The 23770-nt window shown below is 33.2% G+C and carries 24 protein-coding genes and 1 pseudogene; 7 read left to right on the forward strand and 18 right to left on the reverse strand.

The genetic code is table 11. From position 1 onward, the window contains the following. Positions 1–25: 25 nt before the first annotated feature. From VK90_RS28170 to VK90_RS07080, 7 genes and pseudogenes are all read right to left on the reverse strand, one after another. Positions 26–235: pseudogene (locus tag VK90_RS28170) on the reverse strand (cation transporter dimerization domain-containing protein); the annotation flags it as partial. Then, positions 232–1059: an alpha/beta hydrolase gene (locus VK90_RS07055; RefSeq protein WP_048371534.1), complete on the reverse strand. Its 828-nt coding sequence runs from the start codon at positions 1057–1059 to the stop codon at positions 232–234. The pseudogene VK90_RS28170 and the gene VK90_RS07055, both read right to left, overlap by 4 nt. Before the next feature lie 15 nt (positions 1060–1074). Next, entirely contained in the window at positions 1075–1893 is an 819-nt protein-coding gene (locus VK90_RS07060; protein ID WP_048371536.1) for an ABC transporter ATP-binding protein, read from the reverse strand. 14 nt (positions 1894–1907) lie between these two features. Then, complete coding sequence (locus VK90_RS07065; RefSeq protein ID WP_048371538.1) at positions 1908–2930, reverse strand: FecCD family ABC transporter permease; 1023 nt, start codon at positions 2928–2930, stop codon at positions 1908–1910. Further along, positions 2923–3930, reverse strand: a complete 1008-nt coding sequence (locus VK90_RS07070; RefSeq protein ID WP_048371540.1) for a FecCD family ABC transporter permease — start codon at positions 3928–3930, stop codon at positions 2923–2925. The genes VK90_RS07065 and VK90_RS07070 overlap by 8 nt, the downstream gene beginning before the upstream one ends. Positions 3931–3957: 27 nt before the next feature. Beyond that, on the reverse strand, positions 3958–4923 hold the full coding sequence (locus VK90_RS07075) for an iron-hydroxamate ABC transporter substrate-binding protein (RefSeq protein ID WP_048371542.1): 966 nt from the start codon (positions 4921–4923) through the stop codon (positions 3958–3960). A 308-nt stretch (positions 4924–5231) separates the two neighbouring features. Beyond that, positions 5232–5990 carry an exodeoxyribonuclease III gene (locus tag VK90_RS07080; RefSeq protein ID WP_048371544.1) on the reverse strand — a complete coding sequence of 253 codons (759 nt, stop codon included), beginning with the start codon at positions 5988–5990 and terminating at the stop codon, positions 5232–5234. Positions 5991–6144: 154 nt separating this feature from the next. On the opposite strand from VK90_RS07080, the gene VK90_RS07085 reads away from it, so the two are divergent. The 3 genes from VK90_RS07085 to VK90_RS07095 are packed head-to-tail and all read left to right on the forward strand — an operon-like array spanning position 6145 to position 8160. Beyond that, positions 6145–6717 (forward strand): bifunctional transcriptional activator/DNA repair enzyme AdaA, encoded by a 573-nt coding sequence (locus VK90_RS07085; protein WP_048371546.1) that lies wholly within the window; start codon positions 6145–6147, stop codon positions 6715–6717. 4 nt (positions 6718–6721) lie between these two features. Further along, entirely contained in the window at positions 6722–7246 is a 525-nt protein-coding gene (locus VK90_RS07090) for a methylated-DNA--[protein]-cysteine S-methyltransferase (protein ID WP_048371548.1), read from the forward strand. 2 nt (positions 7247–7248) lie between these two features. Further along, the gene (locus VK90_RS07095) at positions 7249–8160 is read left to right on the forward strand and encodes a DNA-3-methyladenine glycosylase family protein (protein WP_048371550.1); all 912 of its coding nucleotides are present in this window, start codon (positions 7249–7251) and stop codon (positions 8158–8160) included. 199 nt (positions 8161–8359) lie between these two features. On the opposite strand, the gene pepT is transcribed toward VK90_RS07095, so the two are convergent. Beyond that, on the reverse strand, positions 8360–9592 hold the full coding sequence (gene pepT / locus VK90_RS07100) for a peptidase T (RefSeq protein ID WP_048371552.1): 1233 nt from the start codon (positions 9590–9592) through the stop codon (positions 8360–8362). Between the two features lie 183 nt (positions 9593–9775). Here pepT and VK90_RS07105 point away from each other — a divergent pair, with 183 nt between their 5' ends. Further along, a complete protein-coding gene (locus tag VK90_RS07105; protein ID WP_048371554.1) occupies positions 9776–10420 on the forward strand; it encodes a YczE/YyaS/YitT family protein in 645 nt (214 codons plus the stop codon). 67 nt (positions 10421–10487) lie between these two features. On the opposite strand, the gene VK90_RS07110 is transcribed toward VK90_RS07105, so the two are convergent. Further along, complete coding sequence (locus VK90_RS07110; protein WP_048371556.1) at positions 10488–11063, reverse strand: histidine phosphatase family protein; 576 nt, start codon at positions 11061–11063, stop codon at positions 10488–10490. Between the two features lie 332 nt (positions 11064–11395). Beyond that, the gene (locus VK90_RS07115; RefSeq protein WP_048371559.1) at positions 11396–11785 is read right to left on the reverse strand and encodes a VOC family protein; all 390 of its coding nucleotides are present in this window, start codon (positions 11783–11785) and stop codon (positions 11396–11398) included. 427 nt (positions 11786–12212) lie between these two features. Here VK90_RS07115 and VK90_RS07120 point away from each other — a divergent pair, with 427 nt between their 5' ends. The 3 genes from VK90_RS07120 to VK90_RS28180 all read left to right on the forward strand — a co-directional run bounded on the left by VK90_RS07120 (position 12213) and on the right by VK90_RS28180 (position 16736). Then, the gene (locus VK90_RS07120; RefSeq protein ID WP_048371561.1) at positions 12213–14936 is read left to right on the forward strand and encodes a sensor domain-containing phosphodiesterase; all 2724 of its coding nucleotides are present in this window, start codon (positions 12213–12215) and stop codon (positions 14934–14936) included. A 239-nt stretch (positions 14937–15175) separates the two neighbouring features. Continuing rightward, positions 15176–16342 carry a DUF2515 domain-containing protein gene (locus VK90_RS07125; RefSeq protein WP_048371562.1) on the forward strand — a complete coding sequence of 389 codons (1167 nt, stop codon included), beginning with the start codon at positions 15176–15178 and terminating at the stop codon, positions 16340–16342. Next, a complete protein-coding gene (locus VK90_RS28180) occupies positions 16317–16736 on the forward strand; it encodes a CBO0543 family protein (RefSeq protein WP_082147832.1) in 420 nt (139 codons plus the stop codon). Before VK90_RS07125 ends, VK90_RS28180 begins: the two co-directional genes overlap by 26 nt. A gap of 10 nt (positions 16737–16746) precedes the next feature. Here VK90_RS28180 and VK90_RS07130 read toward each other — a convergent pair whose 3' ends face one another. The 8 genes from VK90_RS07130 to VK90_RS07165 form a co-directional block, all read right to left on the reverse strand. Then, positions 16747–17169: a YfmQ family protein gene (locus tag VK90_RS07130; RefSeq protein WP_025148390.1), complete on the reverse strand. Its 423-nt coding sequence runs from the start codon at positions 17167–17169 to the stop codon at positions 16747–16749. A 65-nt stretch (positions 17170–17234) separates the two neighbouring features. Next, positions 17235–17906, reverse strand: coding sequence for an LrgB family protein (locus tag VK90_RS07135; RefSeq protein WP_048371565.1), 672 nt, complete (start codon positions 17904–17906; stop codon positions 17235–17237). 23 nt (positions 17907–17929) lie between these two features. Further along, positions 17930–18286: a CidA/LrgA family holin-like protein gene (locus tag VK90_RS07140; protein WP_048371567.1), complete on the reverse strand. Its 357-nt coding sequence runs from the start codon at positions 18284–18286 to the stop codon at positions 17930–17932. Positions 18287–18340: 54 nt separating this feature from the next. After that, positions 18341–19771 carry a MocR-like pyridoxine biosynthesis transcription factor PdxR gene (pdxR, locus tag VK90_RS07145; RefSeq protein ID WP_048371569.1) on the reverse strand — a complete coding sequence of 477 codons (1431 nt, stop codon included), beginning with the start codon at positions 19769–19771 and terminating at the stop codon, positions 18341–18343. Between the two features lie 93 nt (positions 19772–19864). Then, positions 19865–20059, reverse strand: coding sequence for a hypothetical protein (locus tag VK90_RS07150; RefSeq protein WP_002173039.1), 195 nt, complete (start codon positions 20057–20059; stop codon positions 19865–19867). Between the two features lie 226 nt (positions 20060–20285). Further along, positions 20286–20993, reverse strand: coding sequence for a GntR family transcriptional regulator (locus tag VK90_RS07155; protein ID WP_002173040.1), 708 nt, complete (start codon positions 20991–20993; stop codon positions 20286–20288). 30 nt (positions 20994–21023) lie between these two features. Then, positions 21024–22433, reverse strand: a complete 1410-nt coding sequence (locus tag VK90_RS07160) for a glycoside hydrolase family 1 protein (RefSeq protein ID WP_048371572.1) — start codon at positions 22431–22433, stop codon at positions 21024–21026. A 203-nt stretch (positions 22434–22636) separates the two neighbouring features. Further along, positions 22637–23626, reverse strand: a complete 990-nt coding sequence (locus VK90_RS07165) for a phosphatidylinositol-specific phospholipase C (protein WP_048371574.1) — start codon at positions 23624–23626, stop codon at positions 22637–22639. Positions 23627–23770: the final 144 nt, after the last annotated feature.

The following is a 23770-nucleotide window of genomic DNA, read 5'->3' on the forward strand; positions in this document are numbered from 1 at the left end:
TCCATAGCCTTTTCGTAGATTTTTATTAAACGACCATTTCACTATGCTTATTAAGTGTTTCAATTTGAATTGTACTATGTTCAATATGAAAATCGTGTTTTAGCATAGTAATAATATTTTGAAGCACTTCTTGATCATCCTGATTTTTATCAATCATTACATGGCAGCTTAAAGCATCTAATCCTGATGTAATTGTTCAAATATGGAGATCGTGTATATCACGTACACCCTCTACAAATGACCAATAAATCTTAATCCTTTACTTAAAGAAGTCGGTACAACTGATGCATGATTCTCCCCTTCAGCCTCATAAAACTTGAATCTAAACTTCTCATGTTTGAATTGAAGAAGACGTTCTGATAATGCATTTGCATCTACAACCATATGCTCTCGCTCCAATGATCCAACTGTAAGGAATACTCCCGTTTCAACCTTCGCTTCATTTAATTCATTTAATTCATTTATAAGATTCTCTTCTTTTTCAAGTACGGATTGATTGTTCCACCAAATAGACGGGCTGCTAATAAAATAATTTTGAAAAGTATTTACATTTGTAAATAGTATATGTAATGCAAATAATCCGCCTAGAGAATGACCAAATAATGATTGTTTCTCTTTATCAATTTCAAAATTATTTTCAATTTGTGGTTTCAATTCTTCTTCAATAAACGTAAAGAAGTTATGTGCTCCTCCTGTTTTAGGCCACGGTTTACCATCCGGTTTTAAAGGAGCATCTTTTGAAATTATAGAAGGTGTAAAATCATAGCATCTTTCTTCGCCTGAAAATGCCCCTTCAATTGGATAACCAATACCAACTATAATGGCTGGTGAAACACCTGTTTTTTCCGCTCTAACCGATTGTATTTTAACCGCTTCATGGAACGTTTGAAAAAAGGCATTGCCATCTAATACATATATGACCGGATACCCTGAATCTGGTGCTGGTTGCTTCGGCTTTGAAATATGAATTTGATATTCTCTGTTTTCTAATTTGGAATACATTTTCCACTGTTCAGTGTTCCATATACTAATTTGCTGTTTTTCAATAGTTATATTCATCTTATATTCCCCCCTTTAACTTGTTACATATAGCTCTCTTTTTTCTTCTTCATAGATGCTATCATAACCGAAACAAACAGGAGCCCCGTTATACGGATCTACCATGACACGTGCATCAATATGAAATACCTCTTTTAACACTTCATTTGTAATAATTTCTGAAGGACAACCAGTTGTAATAATGTGTCCTTCTTTCATTGCAATAATCTCATCTGAAAATCTCGCTGCATGGTTAATATCATGTAACACCATTACAACCGTACAATTATGTTCTTTATTTAATTTCTCCACTATTTGTAGTACATCTAATTGATGAGACATATCAAGATATGTAGTTGGCTCATCTAGCAATAAGACCTCTGTCTGTTGTGCTAACGCCATTGCTAGCCAAACTTTTTGTCGTTGACCACCTGATAAATTCGCAATTTGTCTCGTACGAAATGCAGATGTTTTCGTTATATCTAGTGCCCAATCAATCATCTCTTTATCTTTTGAAGTTAACTTATTCACATTATTTCGATGTGGATAGCGTCCATATGAAATTAATTCTTCTACTTTAAGCTCTCCTGGAGCGATTGGATTTTGCGGGAGTAACGCTAATTGCTTTGCAATTTCTTTCGTTGGAATTGTATTTAAATCTTGCCCTTGCAAATACACTTTACCGCTTTTTTGCTTTAAAATTCTTCCCATCGTTTTTAATAATGTCGATTTCCCACAACCATTTGGACCTATAATTGTCGTTACTTTTCCTTCTTGTATTTCTACATTTAAATCGCGAAACACGGTAAGCTTTTCATAACTCGTTTCTAAACTTTTTGCACTTAAAATACTCACTTTTATTCCCCCTCTTACGCTTTCGCCTTATAAAGTAAATATAAGAAATACGGTACACCGACAATAGAAATAACGATTCCAACCGGTAACTCTACAGGTGCGAAAACTGTTTTTGCAATAAAGTCTGAAGCAATTACAAGAAACATTCCTATTACTCCGCACGTCGGAATTATATGTTTATGTTGAATACCGACAAGCCTTTTCGCTATATGCGGTGCCATTAATCCAATAAAACCAATACTTCCTGAAACAGCAACACATGCACTCACGAGTCCGATACTACTTAATAGTAAAATTGATTTCTCTCGTTCTACTGAAACACCTAAACTTGTAATACTCGTTTCTTCCAATTGAAATAAATCTAATAAATAAGCTTTCTTTTGTATAAGAGGAATTAGTATAATAAGCCACGGCAACATGGCAATAATATACTTCCAATTTGCACTATATATGCTTCCAGACACCCAAACTGCAGCCATTTCAAAATCAGTTGACTTCATTTTAAGTGATAAATACATAGAAAATGCTCCAAATCCTGATCCAATCGCAATCCCCGTTAATAAAAGGCGCTGGGAATCTAACTTACCGTTTTTCCAAGAAAACAGATATATTATTATGGCTGCACCTAATCCACCAACTAAACCAAACATCGGCATCATCATAATAGAAACCCAGTTTGTACTCTTTAATTGTCCTTGAAAGAAAAACATAAAAATGACGATAGCTGTACCTGCTCCGGCATTCACTCCTAAAATACCTGGGTCCGCCAAACCATTTCTTGTAATCCCTTGAATTACAGCACCCGCAATACCAAGGCCTAATCCTACTAATCCAGCAATTACAATGCGTGGAAGACGAAAATCAAAAATAACTAAATCATGCTCTGGTACTGGATCAATTCTAAAAAGCGTTTTAAATACATCTGTAATCGTAATATCAAACGTGCCATTCGTTAAACTAATATAAATAGCACCAAAAATTAAAAATATAATAATCCCCATCGTCATTCCAAAACGTTGACTTGAACTTTTAGGCATGTCTCTCTCCTCCTCTTGTACGGATTAAATAAAGGAAGAAAGGAATTCCAATTAAAGATGTAACAACTCCAATTGGCGTTTCAAATGGATAATTCACAAATCTACTTAAAACATCACATAACGCTAAGAAAACTCCACCAATAATGCCTGCACAAGGCACAATCCACTTATAATCTACCCCAATTATAAAGCGAGTAATGTGTGGAATAATTAAACCTACAAAACCGATTTTCCCAACTAAAGCTACTGCAGTTCCTGTTAAAAAGATGACCGATAAAATCGCCATCGCTTTAACTAGTTTTGTACGCTGTCCTAGATTAATAGAAATCTCTTCTCCTAAAGAAAGAATTGTAATAGATTTTGATATTAACAGTGCCAAAACTATCCCAATTATCCCAAAAGGTATCGCAATTTTAATTATATTTGGGTCCACTTGATCTAACTTTGCATTAAACCAAAAACTAACATTCTGAGAGATTTGAAAATACGAAGCCATCGCGGCCGATACACTGCTTAAAAATGTTCCAATAACTGTTCCTATTATTGCTAACCTAACAGGAGATAAGCCATTTTGAAGGAGCGAACCAAAACCAAACACTATACCGGCCCCTAGTGCAGAACCAATCATTGAACATAAAACCATACCGACCGATGACATTCCTGGAAGAAAAATCATACAAAGTGTAATAACAAAGGCTGCACCATCCGTCACACCCATAATAGAAGGGGATGCAAGATAGTTTCTTGTCATCCCCTGCATAAGTGCTCCTGATATGGCTAGAAATGCTCCGACTAAAAGAGCTGCAACTACCCTTGGTAAACGTGAAGTAATAATAATATTATGATTTACATCGCTTGAATCAAAATGAAATAACGCATTCCACACTGTTTCAACATCAATGTTTTTTGCCCCATATAAAATAGAAAGTATAACTGTAAATAAGATTAGTATGGGCGCTATACATAAAATGGTTACTGGTACCGCATTTGTTTTCTGCATATCATTCAACGCACCTTACTTATTGTATTATTTAGACAAATTTTTCACTGCTTCTTTTAAGAATGCTGTTTTACTCCAAGCTGTACCACCTTGTGCCATTGGATCTACAACGTTTACAAATACTTTCTTTTCTTTCGCAGCATTCATACTTTGCCAAATTGGATTATTTTCAATGTCTTCTAACACTTTCGGTTTATTATTTTCGCTTGCCTCGTATTGCAAGAAGATATAATCAGGGTTAACTTCAGCAAGTTTTTCTAAAGAAATCTTTTCTTGTGCTTTTACAGTTTTCAATTGTTCTGGAACAGTTAGTCCAAGATCTTTATAAATGACAGGATTAAAGTATACTTCTGCTGGGTATAGGAATAAATCGTTTGCTCTTAATCTAATTACAAGTACCTTTTTATCTTTTAACTTATCTCCTAGTTTCGCTTTTGCTTTTTCAGCATCTGCATTGTAATCTTTAATAATTTTTTCTGCTTTATCTTTTTTACCAGTTAACTCTCCCATTAGCTTTAAATTATCTTCCCAGTTTGTTGAAACGTGTGATACTGGGAACGTCGGAGCTACTTTCGTAAACTTTTCTGCTGTTTCTGCTGGGAATTTCGTACTTGATGTAATAACATCTGGTTTTAATTGAAGTAATGTTTCAAAATTCGGCTCCATTTTCTCACCAACAGACTTCGCACCCTCTAAATCTTTTTCAAGATACTTTGGTAATTTACCACCTACAGTAATTGCACCTACTGGTTTAATTCCAAGTACTGCCGCATCTTCCATTGACTCTAAACTAGCTGTCGCAATTTTATCTACCTTCGCAGGTACTGTATATTCTTTACCTAAATATGTGATTTTTCGTTTTTCATCTTTTTTCGTTTCGGTAGCTTTTGTCTGTTGTTTTTGTTCCCCAGAAGTTTTGTCTGCACTATTACATGCTGCTAACCCTACACTTAAAACTGTAACCATCCCTAATGTAAATAACTTCTTGTTCATCTTTATATATCTCCTCTCGAAACCTTTAAAATATGTTATTCCAACAATGAAATTTAATTATATGAAACATAATCCCCATCTATATTTCACATCATTAACAAATCTACTTAAAATGAAGATTCATCCTTGTTCACTTCCCCTAATATTAAATTCTTCACCACCCTCATCTCGATAATCATTATCAATGATAATGATTATCGTTATTAAGTATATATTTAATATTTATTTATTTCAAGGATGATTTTAAAAATTTTAATAAATCGAACAAAAAAGAAGTATCTCCTTTTTTTCAAGAAGATACTTCTTTTTTAGAAATCCATACGTAACTCAACTGGGCAATGATCTGATCCCATCACTTCACTATTAATTTTCGCATCGGTAATTTTATGTTTTAACCTTTCAGAAATCACAAAGTAGTCTAAACGCCATCCGATATTTTTCGCTCTTGCACCCATACGGTATGACCACCATGAGTACGCACCTTCTTGTTCAGGATATAGATATCGATATGTATCAATAAACCCTTCCTCTAAAACACATGTAAATTTCTCTCTTTCTTCATCCGAAAAACCAGGATTTTTCCGATTACTTTTCGGGTTTTTCAAATCGATTTCTTTATGGGCAACATTTAGATCACCACAGAAAATAACTGGTTTCTTTTCATCTAATCGCTTTATATAGGTCCTCAAATCATCTTCCCATTTCATTCTGTAATCTAAACGCTCTAATCCTCGTTTTGAGTTTGGCGTATATAACGTTATTATGTAAAAATCTTCGAATTCTAATGTAATAACTCGTCCTTCTTGATCATGCTCTTCAATTCCTAAACCATACATTACAGAAATCGGTTCTTTTTTCGTAAAAATAGCAGTTCCTGAATACCCCTTTTTCACAGCATAATTCCAGTATGTATAGTATCCCTCTAGATTTAAATCAATTTGTCCACTCTGTAATTTAATTTCTTGTAAACAAAATATATCTGCATTAGATTCTTCTAGATATTCTAAAAATCCACCTTTCGCAATAACTGCCCGCAAACCATTTACATTCCATGAAATAAACTTCATATATGTTCCTCCTCTTGATGTGCATTTTCAGTTTTCATGCTATCACAAAATAGAAAAACAATCATATTTTCACCTTTGTAATCTTGCTCTTACATTTGTGAATACGTACATACACACATTATTCAGGTTATACTAATTTCAGAGGTGATGTTCTTTGCAAAATGAAGGATTTACTTTAACGAGTGAGTATTGGCAAGCGATTATTCATAATGATTCTTCATATGATAACAAATTCTTTTATGCTGTGAAATCAACCGGGATTTTTTGCCGACCATCGTGTAAATCGAGAATACCTAATAAAAACAACGTACGAATTTTTCTAAATGCAGAGCAAGCATTGTATGAACACTTTCGTCCGTGCAAACGCTGTAAGCCAAACGGGATAACTTTACCTAATGAAGAGTGGGTAGAACAAATTAAAGACTGTATCGAGAAGCATTTTGACGAAGTATTAACTCTCGATATACTCGCTGAAATGTGCCATGGTAGCCCATTTCATTTACAACGCACGTTCAAAAGAATGACAGGTATAAGTCCAATAGAATATATACAGCAATTCAGAATTACAAAAGCGACAGAATACCTTTCACATACAAATAAATCCATTATGGAAATTAGTACTGCTGTTGGGATAGAAAACCCGGAGTATTTCGCGACTTTATTTAAAAAGAAGACAGGATTTACCCCTACTAAATATCGAAAAAAGAACAGAACAAAAGAGGAATGAAATAATGAAACCATATGAAAATAAAACTATATATTGGACATTGCTTATTCATAAACATTGGCGTATGCATATTGCAGCCACTTCAAATGGATTATGCTTCATCGGATCACAAAATAAAACTTTTGAAGAACTAAATACGTGGGCTAGAAAAAAACTTCCACAGCATACATTCATCCAAAATCCAGATTATCTGCAAACATATACGAAAGAACTTATCAAGTATTTGGAAAACAAGCTAGAAACCTTTACATTTCCTATCGATGCTTACGGAACTGCATTTCAATTAGCCGTTTGGAATACGGTACGTGAAATTCCTTATGGAAAGACATATTCTTATTCAGAAATTGCGGAAAGAATTCAAAAACCTAAAGCTGTACGTGCTGTCGGTACCGCGGTTGGGGCAAATCCTCTTCTGATTACAATTCCTTGTCACCGTGTTATAGGAAAAGATGGAAAGCTCACTGGTTTTAGAGGTGGTTTAGACATGAAGAATGAATTGCTCAAATTAGAAGCGTTTCGGGAGGAGTAAATATGACAGAAGATTGTAATGAAACATTAACTTTAGTCGTTCCAAAAGAATTTAGTTTTCAAGAAAACTTACGCTATCTATCGCGTTCTAAAAATGAATGTATGTTTCATATTGAAAACAATAAAATCTATAAAGTCATTCCTATTCAAAAAGTAAATCCTTTAATTGAAATTAGTGTGAATGCTGATGGAAATATTCAAATACGTTTTTTAGGAGAATCATATATCTCTGAAAAATGGATCCGCGATGCTGTAGCTACATATGTAAAAGAGTGGTTTGATTTAGATACTAATCTAGCTCCCTTCTACAAATTAGCTAAATATGATCCACTCCTTCAAAAAACCATTACAGAGTATTATGGACTTCGTACTTTAGGTATTCCTAGTTTATTTGAAGCACTGTGCTGGGGGATTATCGGCCAACAAATCAACCTCACATACGCCTATACTTTAAAGAGAAGATTAGTCGAACAATTTGGAGACCATGTAGAATGGAACGACCAAAAACATTGGATATTCCCATCACCTGAAGTAATAGCAAATCTAAATGTAGAAGATCTCGCAACATTAAAAATGACTACAAGAAAGTGCGAATACTTAATTGACATCGCGCAGCTCATTACAGAAGGTAAACTATCAAAAGAATCTCTATTACAAATACAAGATGTGAAGCAAGCTGAAAAACAATTAACTAGCATTCGCGGTATAGGGCCATGGACGGCCCACTATGTTTTAATGCGTTGTTTACGATTTCCTTCAGCCTTTCCAATTGACGATGTTGGCCTGCATAATGCTATCAAATTTATAACAGGCTCCGAAAAGAAACCAACTAAAAACGAAATAAAGGAATTTGCAGCAAATTGGATACATTGGGAGTCTTACGCGACATTTTATTTATGGCGAGTTCTATATTAATATTTTCTAATGAAAAATAGATAGGTAAATCTATCTATTTTTTCACATGTAAAAACTTCACACATACTGGTTCTGGAACATTGATTCCTTTCAAAAAGCATGAATTTACAAATATCTTGTAAACAGTATATCACTTTACCTTGTATTTTTTAGTATAGAAAAGAACCAAGTAGCACTTCATTACTACTTGGTTCTCTTTTTAAGCTTGTTCTTCAAATCGTCTTGCGATTTCTACAATAACTTGAACAGCTTTTTCCATAGTATCTACCGAAACATACTCAAATTTACCGTGATAGTTTTCACCACCAGTGAAAATATTTGGCGTTGGTAATCCCATATACGATAATTGTGATCCATCTGTTCCACCACGAATCGGATGAATATTTGGCTCAATATTTAAACTTTTCATTGCCTCATACGCAATATCAACAATTTCTCTCACCGGTTCAATTTTTTCAAGCATATTATAGTACTGATCATTCATCTCTAAAACAATCGCATCTTCACCATACTTCTCTTGCATGTTTTTCACAATATCTTTAACGTTATTTTTACGCGCTTCAAAATGATTACGATCAAAATCTCGAATAATATAGTAAGCTTTACTTTGCTCAACGTCACCATTTAAAGAGAGTAAATGATAAAACCCTTCATATCCCTCAGTATATTCTGGCGCCTCTTCTACTGGCAACTGTCTATCGAATTCCATAGCGAGTTTACTTGCGTTACGCATTTTGTTTTTCGCTGTTCCAGGATGTGTATTTGTCCCTTTAAAAGTTAACTTAGCGCTTGCAGCGTTAAAACTTTCATATTCTAAACCACCTAATGGACCTCCGTCCATCGTATAGGCAAAGGATGCACCAAACGCTTCTACATCAAAATGCGATGGTCCACGGCCAATCTCTTCATCTGGTGTGAATGCTACTCTTATTTTTCCGTGCTTAATTTGCGGATTATGTATTAAATAATTCATTGCGACCATGATTTCTGTAAGACCAGCTTTATCATCTGCTCCAAGAAGTGTTGTGCCATCAGTTGTAATAATTGTATGTCCTTTGTATGATGGTAATTCTGGGAACTGTTCAGGTGTTAACACAACATTTAATTCTTCATTTAACGTAATCGCATTACCATCAAAATTTTCATGAATTTGTGGTTTTACGTTTTTCCCTGTAAAATCTGTTGCTGTGTCTAAATGAGCTAAAAACCCTATTACGGGAACATCCTTATCTGTATTAGCAGGAAGTGTCGCCATTACGTAACCATTATCATCCATCGTCACTGCTGATAACCCAATCTCTTTTAACTCTTCCACTAATAACTTACCAAACTCAATTTGCCCTGGTGTTGTTGGCACTGTATGACTTTCTTCATTTGATTGTGTATCAATCTTTACATATCTCGTAAATCTTTCAATAAGTTCTTGTTTCAAATTCGTTCACTCCTTTTATAGTTCTCTCTCTATTATAATCCTTAAAACGAAATATTTTAACTTTTTTGACTGTGAAGATATATATTCCATTTACATTTTTAACAAATCATTAAAAGACATAATATTTGCACATTAAAATCCAAACATGTAATATACATCATTATATATTGGGAGGTTTTAAAGATGAGGCTAACTCTCTTTCGCTATTTTCTTTTTTTCTTAGGATTAATTTTCTTTGGACTTGGAAATGCTCTCGCAGTCAAAGTTAAATTCCTCGGTTTACATCCTTGGGAAGTTTTAAATATGGCTCTATACCAACGATTTGGGTGGACAATTGGTACTTGGAGTGTCATATGTGGATTATGTCTCGTTCTTATCTCTTTACTAGTAGATCCAAAATATATAAACGTAGGTACATTTTTAAATGCACTACTTATCGGTCCTATTATGGACTTTTTCTTACAATCAAATATCCTTCCGCATGCTACTCAGTACCTATGGATAAACTTACTGATTTTATTTTCTGGCATTGTAATCACAGGCATCGGGGGCGGTATGTACGTTGCGGCTGGGATTGGTGCTGGACCTCGCGATGGATTCATGCTTACCATTTCTGACAAAACAGGGCTGTCTATTAGCCGGGCTCGAATCATTGTAGAATGTTTTGTACTAGTCATTGGATATATGCTAGGAGGACCTATTTTTATCGTAACTTTTCTATACACTTTTATTCAAAGTCCGATATTTCAGTACTCATTTAAGATATTTCAAAAACTCTTACATACTTTATATAGCAAAAATAAAGAGCAAATCAGTGAAAATATATAAAACTCAACTTAATACAAAAGAGTGTGTTTTAAAAGTAACTTTTAAAACACACTCCATATACCCCATTTTATTCTTCTCTCCATAATCTCTCTACATTTATTAATTGCTCTTCTTTAAATTCTAGCTTATACATATCTGGTTTTGATGTATTCATTAAAAATTCAAACCCATATTGATTATCAAAATAGTTCATCATTTGTGTCATTACAAGCCCATGTGTACCAATTACAATTTTATTCCCCTGAAAATCCATCAATATTTCTTTTAATACTCTCACTACTCTTCTCTGGCAATCTACATATGATTCTCCCTCAGTTAGTGAAAACTCTGGCTTTGAGAACATCTTCTTTACAAGTGGATACACCTCTTTATCTGATATAATCTTATCCTCACTTGAAAACCTACACTCTTTGAGATTTTCATATATTAATATTTCTTTTTCATAGAAATCGGCTGACTTTTCTATCGTTAGCATTGCCCTCTTATACGGACTTGAAATGAAAGTGTCAATTCCCTCTGTTTTTAATATCTCAGTTACTCTATGAGTATCTAAAATTCCCTTCTCAGTTAATCCACGTGTTCTTTCATCTCCTTCTAATTTTGGTGATTCACCATGCCTAACCATATAGATATATGTATTCATAATTCCTCCTTGTAAATATTTATAAGTTAATTACTTACTTTAATCGCTGCCGTATCAAAACTTAAGTACAATCAAAATATTAATTCATTCTTCTTTTATACACTTAGCTGGGCTGTTCGTCTAACCCACTCCCAGACTAAACTCTCAAATTCATAAGAATATACGTCCTCATTTTACATCTTTTCAGAACCTAATTTCAAATCTTAATTTTCAGATTATAAACACAAAAAAGCTTCCCTATGAGTTTATCTCCTCCTCCAAGGAAGCTTTTTTATATTTTCTTTTATCCTATCAAAATTCGAAACTTTGCTCTCCTCTAACTTCATTACACCCTATTCTTCTATTTGCATCAACACAATTCTCCAACCATCAGGATCCGCTATAGTAATCCCCTTTTCTTTCCAATATGGATTCTCAGGTTCTACTTCATCGTATCCCATTGCATGCAGCCTCATACTCACTTTTTCTATTTCATTATATTCTCGCATATAAAATACAAGTAAATTATCTTTTGTTGGAGCTGGACACGGGCTTCCATCTATATGTTTTGTAAATTCTAGATGATATTCTTCATCCGGTAGACCGAACATGACTCCATCGTAACCATCATGTTTATTAAACTCACCTATCCGCTTTAAACCCAGTCCCTTTTCATAAAATGTTATCACTTCTTCAAACTTATCTGTTGGACGTGCTATTCTAAACTTCACCCATTTCACCATAATTTTCCCTCCATATTAAAAACTAATTACTGTATTACATATTATTGTATATAATTAACACTTTTCTTTAATCCCTCATTAGTATGAGAATAGCTACATACAAAGGTCTTACTTAATACTCTATAATAACGAAAAACTCCCCTCATCTAGAGAGAAGTTCCCATCATTTTATATACAATTTTGTATCTCCGCTTACAAATTACTAAAAAATCTTTAAATTTATAGGATGACTAAATATACAAATGATATCTACATTCCTTATAAACTAAAAATTATTAACTACAACACTTTTTTAACTTCAAGAATTATCGTACTATTCAATCCTTTCCTTATAAGCATGCTTTTTATAAGGAAATCTGATACAATCCTTAAGTAATATTATTACGTATAGATATTAAGAATTACATACTTAAAGAAGGTGATCCAATTGAAATTAAATAAAAATTTACAACTATGTATATTAATCGCTACATTGATATGCTATTCAATCTATTTTATGTTTTTCTTTCTGTTCCCTACTCATTTTTCAAATTTCAATGTACGCTTCGCTTCACTCATCGTTGAAGCCATTACATTTATATCACTAATTTACTCTATATATTCTAAAAAAGTTAGTTCAAATCCTTTTTGGATATGTATCACAATAGCAATTGGTAGTTTTTTATTAGGAAAAATAGTATATACGTATCAAGATACCTTTTTCGAAATTCCAATACATCATTTTACTATTTCTGATGTATTTTACATGTTTTTTCTATTCTTCTGCCTTATCGCTTTCTGCTATAAAATCTTAAAAGAATGCAATAAATGGGAAAAAGCTTTCTTTATTTGTGATATATGTATAGTACTTACTTCCATATTCACATTAGAATGGTACTTATTTAATCAGCCAGATTTAAATATATTCTCTCTTTCACTTGGAGATATTTTCCTTTCATTTCTATATCCAATTGCAGATCTATTATTTCTTCTATTAGGTCTTAGTCTCTTTTTCCGCCCAACAATTTTTAATTCCAAACGGAAAATTTATATCTTTATTTTTGTATTAATAAGTTCTGCAACTTTTAACTATATTTATTTCTACTTAAATAGCCATTTATCAAGTGATACTATAACGTTATTACGTCTTTTATATAGAATACCTATATTACTTATCGCGATAGCTGGTTCTATTTCAGAAGATTATAATAGCCATAAAAATTATTTCATTGTAAATCCTATACTAGGAAAGAAAGTTTTAGTCGTATTCCCCTATCTTGCTGTTGCAATACTAATCGGGTTTACACTAAAAGAACAAACATCATCTTCAACTCTCATTACAGGAAATTGTATCGCTTTTGTTTTCGTACTGATCCGCCATTCTATTGTGCGTATGCAAAACGACAGCCTAACAAAACGTTTACAAGCATTTAATACTCAACTAGAAGAAAAAGTTACTTTACGGACTTCTGATTTAGTTCATCAATCAGAGGCTCTGTCTCAGAAACAACAAAAATTCAAATCATTATATGAGTATCACCCTGATCCTATTTTCACTATTGATTTAAATGGAATATTCTTAAATGTAAATAAAGCAGGAAGCATACTACTCGGAGCACCAACGAACGAGCTACTTGGTGAGACATGTTTTTCGATCATTTTAGATGAGGATAAACATAAACTGGTAGCTGCATTAGAAAAGGTTAAACAGCAAGAATCAGCATCCTTACAACTTAGTTCCCAATATAAAGATGGCTTTACATATTTTTTATACGTTACCATCGTTCCTATTATGATAGATGGACAAATTTCAGGAAGTTATATTATGGTAAAGGATATTACTGCACTAAAAAAACAACAAGAAGAAATAAAATATTTAGCATTCCACGATACTGTAACGAAAATTGGGAACCGAGCCTTTTTCCATAAGAAATTAAGAAAAGTTATAAAAAATGCTGAAACAACACAAGGTGAATTTGCATTATTATATTTAGATTTAGATCGTTTTAAAGCTATTAACGATACACTTGGACATTCGGCAGGTGATTCCATATTGGAGGAAGTAGCAAAGCGACTCCAATCATGTCTTTCATCAGGTACTCATGTATCAAGAATCGGTGGCGATGAATTTACAATTTTAATTGAAAACTATACTGATCGTGATTCCTTATTCCAGTTATGCAACCAATTATTTGAAGACATGAAAAAACCGTTTGTCATACATGAGCATAAATTAACTTTATCACTTAGTATCGGCATCGCTATATATCCATCTGCTGGAATCGATACCGCTACACTCTTAAAAAACGCTAATGTTGCAATGTATGATGCTAAGGAAAAAGAGCTTAACTCCGTCTCTATTTATGACGATGTAATTGCTAAAAAAATCGAAAGACGATTACGATTAGAAAAAGATTTACCAAGTGCGATTCAAAATGAAGAATTGTTCCTTTTATATCAACCTCAAGTTGATAGCGAATCTAATAAAATTATCGGTGCTGAAGCTTTAATCAGGTGGAACCATCCAGAATTAGGTGTTATTTCTCCATATGAATTTATTCCGATTGCTGAAGAAACACTGCAAATTATTCCAATTGGGAAATGGACATTGCAACAAGCTTGTCAGCAACTGAAACGTTGGCATACATCTGGCTATTCTCATTTAAAAATAGGAGTAAATTTATCTGCTAAAGAATTTGAGCAAGAAGACTTTGTAAATTCTATTTCTTCTACTTTAGCAACTACAGACTTACCAGCAAGTTCCCTTGATCTAGAATTAACAGAACGAATTGCAATGATGGATGAGAAAGAAACATTGCTAAAACTACGTACACTAAAGAATTTAGGGGTTCACATATCAATTGATGACTTTGGTACAGGCTATTCTTCATTAGCATACTTACCTTTATATCCAATCGATACTTTGAAAATCCCGAGAGAGTTCATTACAATGTCTGAAACGTGTGAGGATGGAAAAGAAATCATTAAAACGATTATCACATTAGCACATACATTAGAAATGTCAGTTATTGCTGAAGGTGTAGAAACGAAAGACCACGTGAATTTCCTCCAAAAAAATAAATGTCAGTTTATTCAAGGTTACTATTACAGTGAGCCTATTCACGCAGGGGAATTTTGTAACCTACTAGAAAACGGGATACATACTATATAACTCGCAAAAATCACGTATTGAATTCCTTCGCTGCTATAGTCTCCTCATGCATCAGTGAAGAACACATCTGGAGAAAATTTAAAATGAATACAATAAAAAGGAAAGAAGAGTCCATCTTCTCTTTCCTTTTTATATACTTTGCAATTTTTCATTTCCTCCACATATCATTTATTTAAGTCGTTATTAATACATTGATGATAACAGACTTATACGAAATGATATGAATGGGAGGGAACTATGTGCACTACAATAATTCAAATGATAAACTTTATAAAATTACTCCACTATCCCTCTTCAATGTAAAAAATGAACTAAAACAAAAAAGCACCCACACTACTAATATCATATACAGACTTACGAAAGAAGAAGAAATATTAATCCATACGATTAAAGAGCGAACCAGATTACTGAATCGAAATAACGTCACAAGAACGAAGGCCTATTTTCAATTTTATATAAAATACCCTGAAATACATTGGGCATTGCTTGGACATATGGTATCACGTAATGGTGGTTGGAACATGACAGATTTAAAAGGGGACCTATATACGAAGTTATTATCTGAGAAAGATCAATTTATTTTCTTTTCTTTTTTAGAACGAGGAAATTGGCTTATCTTTCAAGATGTATACCCACAATTTTTACTATACGAGTATAGTGTAAAGGAATCAAAAAACCTTTTTCACCTTCTCTCTCACCTCAATGTTTCAACATTTATGGAAACGATGTGGAACTTTTTTTGGAAAACTGGAAACAAAAAAACATTAGCAATCGCAACTATTATTAACGAGCAAAACTACTTAGAAAAAAGAGTCATTCAAAATGAATACTTCAAAAAAAATGTAATAAATAGTATTGGATTCAAACTGTTTGATTTCTTTCAGTTCAATCATATCCTTTTTCCCTTTTACGAAAGTAAAATGCATCCTAAAACATTACTTATTGGTGACACAATGAAACACTTCACTTCACTACATGAACGAATATTACTTGGAAAAAGGTTATACACATTATTATTTCATGATGACCGTACTTTATCTCAAGTTACACATTGGGCAGGTACTCACCCTCATACAGGCTCACGAAAAGATTATTGGCCACATTTATTTTCAAGTGTAAATGAATCCTTTTCACGAGAGTTTTATAAACGAAGAATAAAACGATGCCAATTAAAAAAGGATTCATATCGTATATATAGTCCTGCACTTATTTACGCATGGAAAAATATAGAACACGAAGAAACAGAACATGAAGATTGGTTTAACGACTGGCAAATAATTCACTATTTAACCGATAAGGAGGAAAATATAAATGGACAAATTACAGAAGACTACTGCAAAACACTCGAAAAAATTGAACTCGCAATTCTCGCAAAAAAAAATGTCCTCCTTCGAGAAGAAGAATGATTTTCTAGCATTAGTAGTTACAATCTTTCTCTCTTCTATTATTGGAACTTGTTTAGATGCTTTCTTTGTTAATAAACAATTATATTCATTTCCAGTTAGGCCCTTCTCATCCACATTTTCAGTCAACATAGCTTTTACGTTGTTCGTACTGCCAATTTTAACAGCCTCGTTTATACAAATTTCAAAAAAATTATCTACAGTTTCTAGAACTCTATTTATTATTTCAATAGGCGTTTGCGCTAGCATTTTTGAGCAAGTTGCTGAGAGATTAGGTTTATTTATACATAGTACGGATTGGCAGCATATATATTCTTTCTTTGGATATATCATTTTCTTTTCTCTTATTTGGAAATTTTATAATTGGATGCGAAAAATAAAGAGACCGTCTTTATAACGGTCTCTCCTTATGCATAATCTTCAGTTACTCCAACTGAGCGACTTTGAAGACTTTTAGATCGTAAACGATATGCAACTACTTTCTTCTTATATTGCTTTATTACATCAACGTGTTCCTCATAGCTATATATAGAAAATCTAATCATTTTCTTTCCTTTCTTCGTATCAATAACTAATGGTGTTCCTTCTCCTTGCGGCGGAAAATAATGTTTATCTAAAAATAAAGCCTCGTTAAATTCGTGAATAACTTGAAGTTTCATTTCTCCTTCTATACTTTTTCCATCAACCGTTACAGTAGTGTTTTCTTCATCAAGTTTTTGATGTAACTCAAATCTACTAATAATTGATTCTACAACAGAAGTTGGCATACTAGAAACTAGTACTTTAAGAGCACCAAAAATAAATAACGTAACTATAAACCATGTTGTCACTTTAATCATCCCCATTACTTTCTAAAATAAGTAGTGCTATACTACTTATTACGATTCATTGATTTTTAAAATAAAAATTTCATTCCATAAGGCACTAATATACTAATTAGTACCCCCGTTACAATCATCGTTACCGAACCGATAGTTGCTTCTTTCTCTCCTTCTTTCACTAGACGACTCACACCAATGATATGTGATGCACAGCCCATCCCAACTCCTTTTCCAATCGTACTTGTTATACGAAAAAGCTTAAGTACTGTCGGTCCTATAATAGCACCTGTTATTCCTGCAACAACTACAAAACTAGCTGTCATAGATGGGATACCACCAATTTGATTGGCTAGCGAAATTGCAATAGGCATCGTCGCTAATTGCGGTATAGTTGTTAATATAAGTTCCTTATCTATATTCAACATTTCCCCAACCACTACATTCAAACTTATTAAAGCCACTATACCGATTACTACCCCTACAAGTATTGAAAAGAAGTTTTTCATAAGTATCTTTCGTTCCTTAAATAGCGGTATTGCTAAAGCTACAATCGCAGGACTCAAGAAGCTAGAAAGAATATCTCCCCCATTCTCCTTATAATCTTGATGAGAAATCCCGAAAGCAAGGAATATGCAAATCATAATTGCCGTAGCTGTTAACACCGGTAAAGTAAATGGAAACGTAAATTTTTTATATAACTTTGTCGCCAATAAATAAATCACTACAGTAATAAAAATTAAGACCATTTGAATAGTGCACCTTGTCGTTTTTATTTTTTAGATGTTATTAATAATTGACTTACATAGCCTGAAACAATCAATGTTACTAAAGTACTTACAACAACTAGGAAGAACATACTACTACCCTTACTTAAAAGAAATGAGCCATATTCCATTAAACCAGTCGTCGAAGGAATTAAAAATAAAGGTAAAAATACTATTAGTTTTTCTGCACCTATCTCAAACCATTTTAATGGCAAAATACGAGTGGAAAGAAGAAGAAAAAGGATTAACATTCCTATTAAACTTCCTGGCATAGATAGATGAAATACTTCCTGAATCCATACACCAGCCAAACTAAACAAATATAGCACTCCTACTTGAAGTAAAAGCGTCAAGAACTTCAACTGCTTGCCCTCATTTCAATACTAGATTTTCCCACACCTATAACATCTTTATCATCAAATCTCTTTTAAAGTCTCCGCGAGTCTTGTAATCCCAACCTGAATTTGTTCTACATTCGCTCTCCCAAAAGTAAATCGTATATATTCACTTTTCGAGCCTAATACACTTCCTGGGACAAATGCTACTCCATTTTGAATAGATTTGCCTAATAAATGATATTCGTCAAATGAACCTTGAACTTTACACCATAAATGTATTCCGCCCTCTGGAACGAAAAACTCAACTCGGCCCTCTAATATTTCTTTAAGACTTGCAATTAACTCATCTCTTCTTTTTTTCAATTGTCCACGAAGCATTGTAATATGCGTATGAAAATCCTCTGATTCTAAAAATTGATTTGCTACCCACTGTGTAAATACACTATGACCGAAATCAACTTGCTGCTTCGCATCTGCTAAACGTTCTATTACGCGCGTAGGGCCAATTATCCAGCCAATACGTAATCCTGATGCAACAATTTTTGATAATGAACTTATATACAGAACATTTCCATTTTGATCCATTGATTTCAATGTTGGATTCACTTCTCCATTAAAAGAAGTTAAACTATATGGATCATCTTCTACAATCGGTATACCAAATTCAGAAGATAGTTCTAGTATCTTTTTACGTCTCGCCAATGAAAGCACCGTTCCAGTTGGATTTTGATAATCCGGATTTAAAAAAACCATACGAATGCGGTGCTTTTTGTGCAGATCAATTAAGTCATCTGGATTCATACCGTGCTGATCTACAGGTAAATGGAATATTTTTAACCCTGCTGATTTAAACATCGGCAGCGAAAAACAATAAGATGGATCCTCCATTGCAATCGCATCTCCAGGCTTTAACAAACATTGAACGATAAGATTAAGTGCCTGCTGAGCCCCAGATGTAATAAGAATAGAACGTGAATCAGCTTCTATTTGTTTATATTGCTGAACATGTGTTACGATTGTTTTTCTTAGCATTTCATTCCCTAGTGGGTGATCATAACCGAGGTTTTCCATAAATGTTTGTTCTGATAAAATTGTTCGAAATTGACCAGTCGGAAATAACTCTGGTGATAATTCGCCACTCGCTAAATTGATTAAATCATCTTTTTGTGTTTCCGTTCGAATTTGTTGAACAAGTGGTAAATTAGGTAAAAACGATCCATCCTCTACGTATCTCCCCCAATTTGGTATACGTTTATGTGACACACCCCATATGTCTGTATTTACCCGCGTTCCGCTTCCTTTTTGCCGCTCTACTACCCCAAGTGATTTCAATTCTTCATACGCAGCTACTATCGTACTCCGGTTTACTTGTAATTCCTTTGCTAACTTACGTTCAGAAGGTAACTTACTATTAGAAAGAAATTCACCTGAAGAAATGCCTCTTTCAATATAATCAGCGATTTGTTTATAAACAGGAGTCTTATCTGCACGATTCGGTTTCCATTCCATCTAGTTCCCCCCTTTCAAAACTACCGTCCCTCATTCACTAATAACAGTATTCACTGTAATAATAGTATTAATCACCTTCATCATATACAAACTCTATAAAATAACGACCGCATACCACGTAACTCCTACAAGTAACCCTAAAAGAAGGATGATATAGATAGCGGATAAGTTCTTCACATTCCTCTTTGTAGACTTACCGTAATTCTCCTCCACATTTCGTGCGACTAGTACGGTCCCAAACAGCGATACAATTACAATAATTACAACTAGTGAAATTGCAAAACTCATTGTCTTTTCACCTCTCTAAGGCCAGTCTATTTAAACAAATGAGATATATAAAAAGCGTCCTCCTTAATGCATCAATACAGTACTACCTTTCTTCTCTTATCATAATAGAAGTTTGCAAAAAACGGACCAACCACTTTCAGATTTTTTTGCTCATCCACTTTAAAAATAAAAAGCAACTGATCGTTCTTATCAGTTGCTTTTTTCACAGAGTTATTTATATTCATTTTCACTTAAAATTAATCCGATTTAAAAGTTTGGTCTTTTCATAATGAAACATCGATTGAGATAACTCAAAAATGGTTCCATTTACAAGATGCACTGTATTTTCAATAAGAAGTGCCGGATCACCTTTATTTATTTCTAGAAGCTGTGCGTTTTCTTTATTTACTTTTTCGCAACTAATAACTTTATCGGCAAAACCAATATTTAGTCGCAAATCTTCAATGAAATAACTGTATACAGAGCTTAATGCTATTTCTTCATTCAAATATGGAATTATATCCTTTTTGAAATAACTAATTTCAATAGAAAAGGGTTTACCGTCTACAATTCTTAAACGTTTCAAAAAATATAACCTAGTTCCAACGTCACATTGCATCCGTTCTGCTATTTCTTCATTCGCATCTATTATTTCAAGCTCTAACACTTTCGTTTCAATATTTTGTGAAACGAGGTTTTTCGTTAATCCACGTAAACTGCCTAAATTAATGTAATCTGTTACAGAAGTTTCACGTAAAAACATGCCACTACCTTGTACTTGAAAAATATAACCTCTATTAACAAGCTGACTAATTACTTTACGTATCGTATTACGACTTACCTCAAACCGGTTCATCAATGCTTCTTCTGTAGGTAATTTTTTCGTTTCATTAAAAAGTCCATCTCGAATGTTTTGCTCTAAAATATCTGCAATTTGTTTATACTTTGCACTCATACACTTTCTCCTAAAATACTCTTTTATCTTTTATAACTCTTCTCCTCTCGTTTCGATAATATGCTTATACCAATGAAACGAAAGTTTCTTCTTACGTTTTAAGTTATCATTATGATCGACAAAAATAAAGCCATATTGCTTTTTATATCCATTTAGCCAACTTAACAAATCAATAACTGACCATGCATAATACCCTTTTAAATGAATCCCTTCTTGAATCGCACGCTTAATTACTTTTAAATGTTCTTCAATAAATTTAATTCTCGGAACATCTACAATTTCTCCGTCAATAATTGGATCTTCGTCACCAAGTCCGTTTTCTGTCACATACATCTTTATATCACCGTAACGCCCTTTCAACATATGCAAGCCGTCTAAGAAACCTTCGGGAGATATTTCCCATCCCCATTTTGTATATGTTTTATCATCCATTTTAACCGTTCGATAAAATCCATCAAAGGAAGGGTTACCTGGAGCAAGTGTTGAGTTTTCTCGAGAATGTTCCTCATTCTTTATATCCATATCGTATCTTTCCACTCGAATTGGTTGATAATAATTCAAGCCAATAAAATCATTTTTCCCGGCATTTTGTTTAATGATTTCTAATTCTTCAACCGTCCAATTAGGAGTCCATCCTTTTTCCTTTAATTGTTGCACAACATAAGATGGATACTCACCTTTTAAAACTGGATCATAGTACCAATACGTTTCATATTCATTCGCATGATTTGCTGCTAGTATATTTTCTTTTTGATTATCCACACTATAAGCAGGCAAGAAAACATGCGTAATACCAATTTCACCATATTGTTTTAACTGCTTGTACACTGCAACTGTTTTCGCATGCGCATAAAATACATAATGAGTCGCTTGAAAGTACTTCGGAACACCATTTTGTATCCCTGGTGGATGTGCACCTTTTAAATACCCTAATCCACAAAACATTACTGTTTCATTAAAAGTAATCCAATGTTTAACTCTATCACCAAATGCCTTAAAGCAAATCTCCGCGTACTTTACAAAAGCTTCTGCTGTTCGTTTATTCGTCCATCCACCGTCATTTTCTAAAGTTAATGGTAGATCCCAATGATATAAAGTTACAAACGGTACAATCCCGTATTTTAAACATTCATCAATTACGTTGTTATAAAATTCTATTCCTTTTTCATTTACCTCTCCATCTCCAGTCGGCAAAATTCTCGCCCAAGAAATAGAAAAACGATACGATTCTAATCCCATCTCAGCCATTAAGCGAACATCTTCCTTATATCGATGATAATGATCAACAGCTACATCACCATTTGTCCCATTGTATGTTTTGCCAGGAATTTTTGAAAACTCATCCCAATTCGTAACACCTTTTCCATCTTCATTCCATGCACCTTCTACTTGATAAGAAGCTGAAGCAGCCCCGAATAAAAAATCATGTGAAAACTTCATAGCATATACCTCCATTTCATTGCAATAAATCAAATTCATTACCACATATAAAATTTATAGGTACAATTTTATATGTGTAATTATAGCGTAAGTTTTGATTTTTTTCTATCATGAAAGTACGATATCTAAAACTATACCTGATGTTAATTTTTAGAAAACAAAAAAGAAGCGACATATTTTATCGCTTCTTACTATCACAATCTTTATTCTTTTATAAGTGACTTATTCGTTCTTATAACTTCTTGATAAAGTATCGGTGACCATTTTTCATTTATATAATCTTGAATCATCCATCCGACTCTTGTAGGATTCTTTTGTTTCATATAGTTTGCAATTTCAGGATTTATATAAGAGGCATAATAATATGGACTATTCCATGCTGTACCACCGGAAGACAAGCTTGTAAAATTAATATACAGATGATTAAAATCTTCACTATTGTTATTCGTTTCATTTATCGTATCTTTAATAGACTCTAATTTTTCATCATAACTTACTTTATATTTATCTTGTACCGTTATGTTTATATTTTGATTTAAAGTTGTGGTGAATGTTTGATTATCTGGCCATGGAAAATTATTATACCCTCCAGATTCATTACTGCCACTATATCTTTTTAATAATACAATTTTCCCACGAGCATCTCCAAGACTTATATTCCCTTCCGTTTTTAAAAAGATCGGATCAAGAAAGTAATTTTCTTCGAAAGTACTACTAAATGAACCTTCTGCTCCTTTCATATCCTCGTACTCTTTTTTTAAAGACATTATAATCGTTTCACTCGGATTATCTTTCAAAAATTGTTTCGCTTCATTTATAAATTGATGCAATGTTACATAAAGATACAGTGGTCCATGATGAAGAACTATAGTATTATCATCTGTTAAACGTCCTCTTATATCAAAAATTCTAGCTCCATGATCCATTTGATAACGAAAATCATATTCTTGCGTCATTCCCCATACTTGCTTTATCGGATTTTGCAACTTGAACGTACCACTATCATGTGTTCCTGGAATTGAAATTCGTGCTAACGGTACGTTATCAGGTATAGGTTGCATCCATTTTGACCAATTTTCAAGCTCATTAACAGAGCTAGCTGCAACTACTTGCTTATCATGTAAAGCAAATACAAATGTGCTAAATATAGTACTACATATGAATAATTTCAAAATAAACTTCTTATTGCTCATTATTATTCCTCTCTTTTTCTGTTTTTATATCAAACTTATTGAATATGATATAAGCTACTTAATAAAAAATAAATAACATTTCATAAATATGAAATATTGCATAGAAGTAAAATTAAAAAATCATTCACATATTCTCAATACATG

Source organism: Bacillus sp. LK2 (genome assembly GCF_001043575.1).
Classification (GTDB): Bacteria; Bacillota; Bacilli; order Bacillales; family Bacillaceae_G; genus Bacillus_A; species Bacillus_A paramycoides.

Excerpts from the sequence above, each read along its gene's own strand:
- VK90_RS07055 (WP_048371534.1), bottom strand. The coding sequence starts at position 1,059 with ATGAATATAACTATTGAAAAACAGCAAATTAGTATATGGAACACTGAA.
- VK90_RS07065 (WP_048371538.1), bottom strand. The coding sequence starts at position 2,930 with ATGCCTAAAAGTTCAAGTCAACGTTTTGGAATGACGATGGGGATTATT.
- VK90_RS07070 (WP_048371540.1), bottom strand. The coding sequence starts at position 3,930 with ATGCAGAAAACAAATGCGGTACCAGTAACCATTTTATGTATAGCGCCC.
- VK90_RS07075 (WP_048371542.1), bottom strand. The coding sequence starts at position 4,923 with ATGAACAAGAAGTTATTTACATTAGGGATGGTTACAGTTTTAAGTGTA.
- VK90_RS07080 (WP_048371544.1), bottom strand. The coding sequence starts at position 5,990 with ATGAAGTTTATTTCATGGAATGTAAATGGTTTGCGGGCAGTTATTGCG.
- VK90_RS07090 (WP_048371548.1), top strand. The coding sequence starts at position 6,722 with ATGAAACCATATGAAAATAAAACTATATATTGGACATTGCTTATTCAT.
- VK90_RS07095 (WP_048371550.1), top strand. The coding sequence starts at position 7,249 with ATGACAGAAGATTGTAATGAAACATTAACTTTAGTCGTTCCAAAAGAA.
- VK90_RS07105 (WP_048371554.1), top strand. The coding sequence starts at position 9,776 with ATGAGGCTAACTCTCTTTCGCTATTTTCTTTTTTTCTTAGGATTAATT.
- VK90_RS07110 (WP_048371556.1), bottom strand. The coding sequence starts at position 11,063 with ATGAATACATATATCTATATGGTTAGGCATGGTGAATCACCAAAATTA.
- VK90_RS07115 (WP_048371559.1), bottom strand. The coding sequence starts at position 11,785 with ATGGTGAAATGGGTGAAGTTTAGAATAGCACGTCCAACAGATAAGTTT.
- VK90_RS28180 (WP_082147832.1), top strand. The coding sequence starts at position 16,317 with ATGTCCTCCTTCGAGAAGAAGAATGATTTTCTAGCATTAGTAGTTACA.
- VK90_RS07135 (WP_048371565.1), bottom strand. The coding sequence starts at position 17,906 with ATGGTCTTAATTTTTATTACTGTAGTGATTTATTTATTGGCGACAAAG.
- pdxR (WP_048371569.1), bottom strand. The coding sequence starts at position 19,771 with ATGGAATGGAAACCGAATCGTGCAGATAAGACTCCTGTTTATAAACAA.
- VK90_RS07150 (WP_002173039.1), bottom strand. The coding sequence starts at position 20,059 with ATGAGTTTTGCAATTTCACTAGTTGTAATTATTGTAATTGTATCGCTG.
- VK90_RS07155 (WP_002173040.1), bottom strand. The coding sequence starts at position 20,993 with ATGAGTGCAAAGTATAAACAAATTGCAGATATTTTAGAGCAAAACATT.
- VK90_RS07160 (WP_048371572.1), bottom strand. The coding sequence starts at position 22,433 with ATGAAGTTTTCACATGATTTTTTATTCGGGGCTGCTTCAGCTTCTTAT.
- VK90_RS07165 (WP_048371574.1), bottom strand. The coding sequence starts at position 23,626 with ATGAGCAATAAGAAGTTTATTTTGAAATTATTCATATGTAGTACTATA.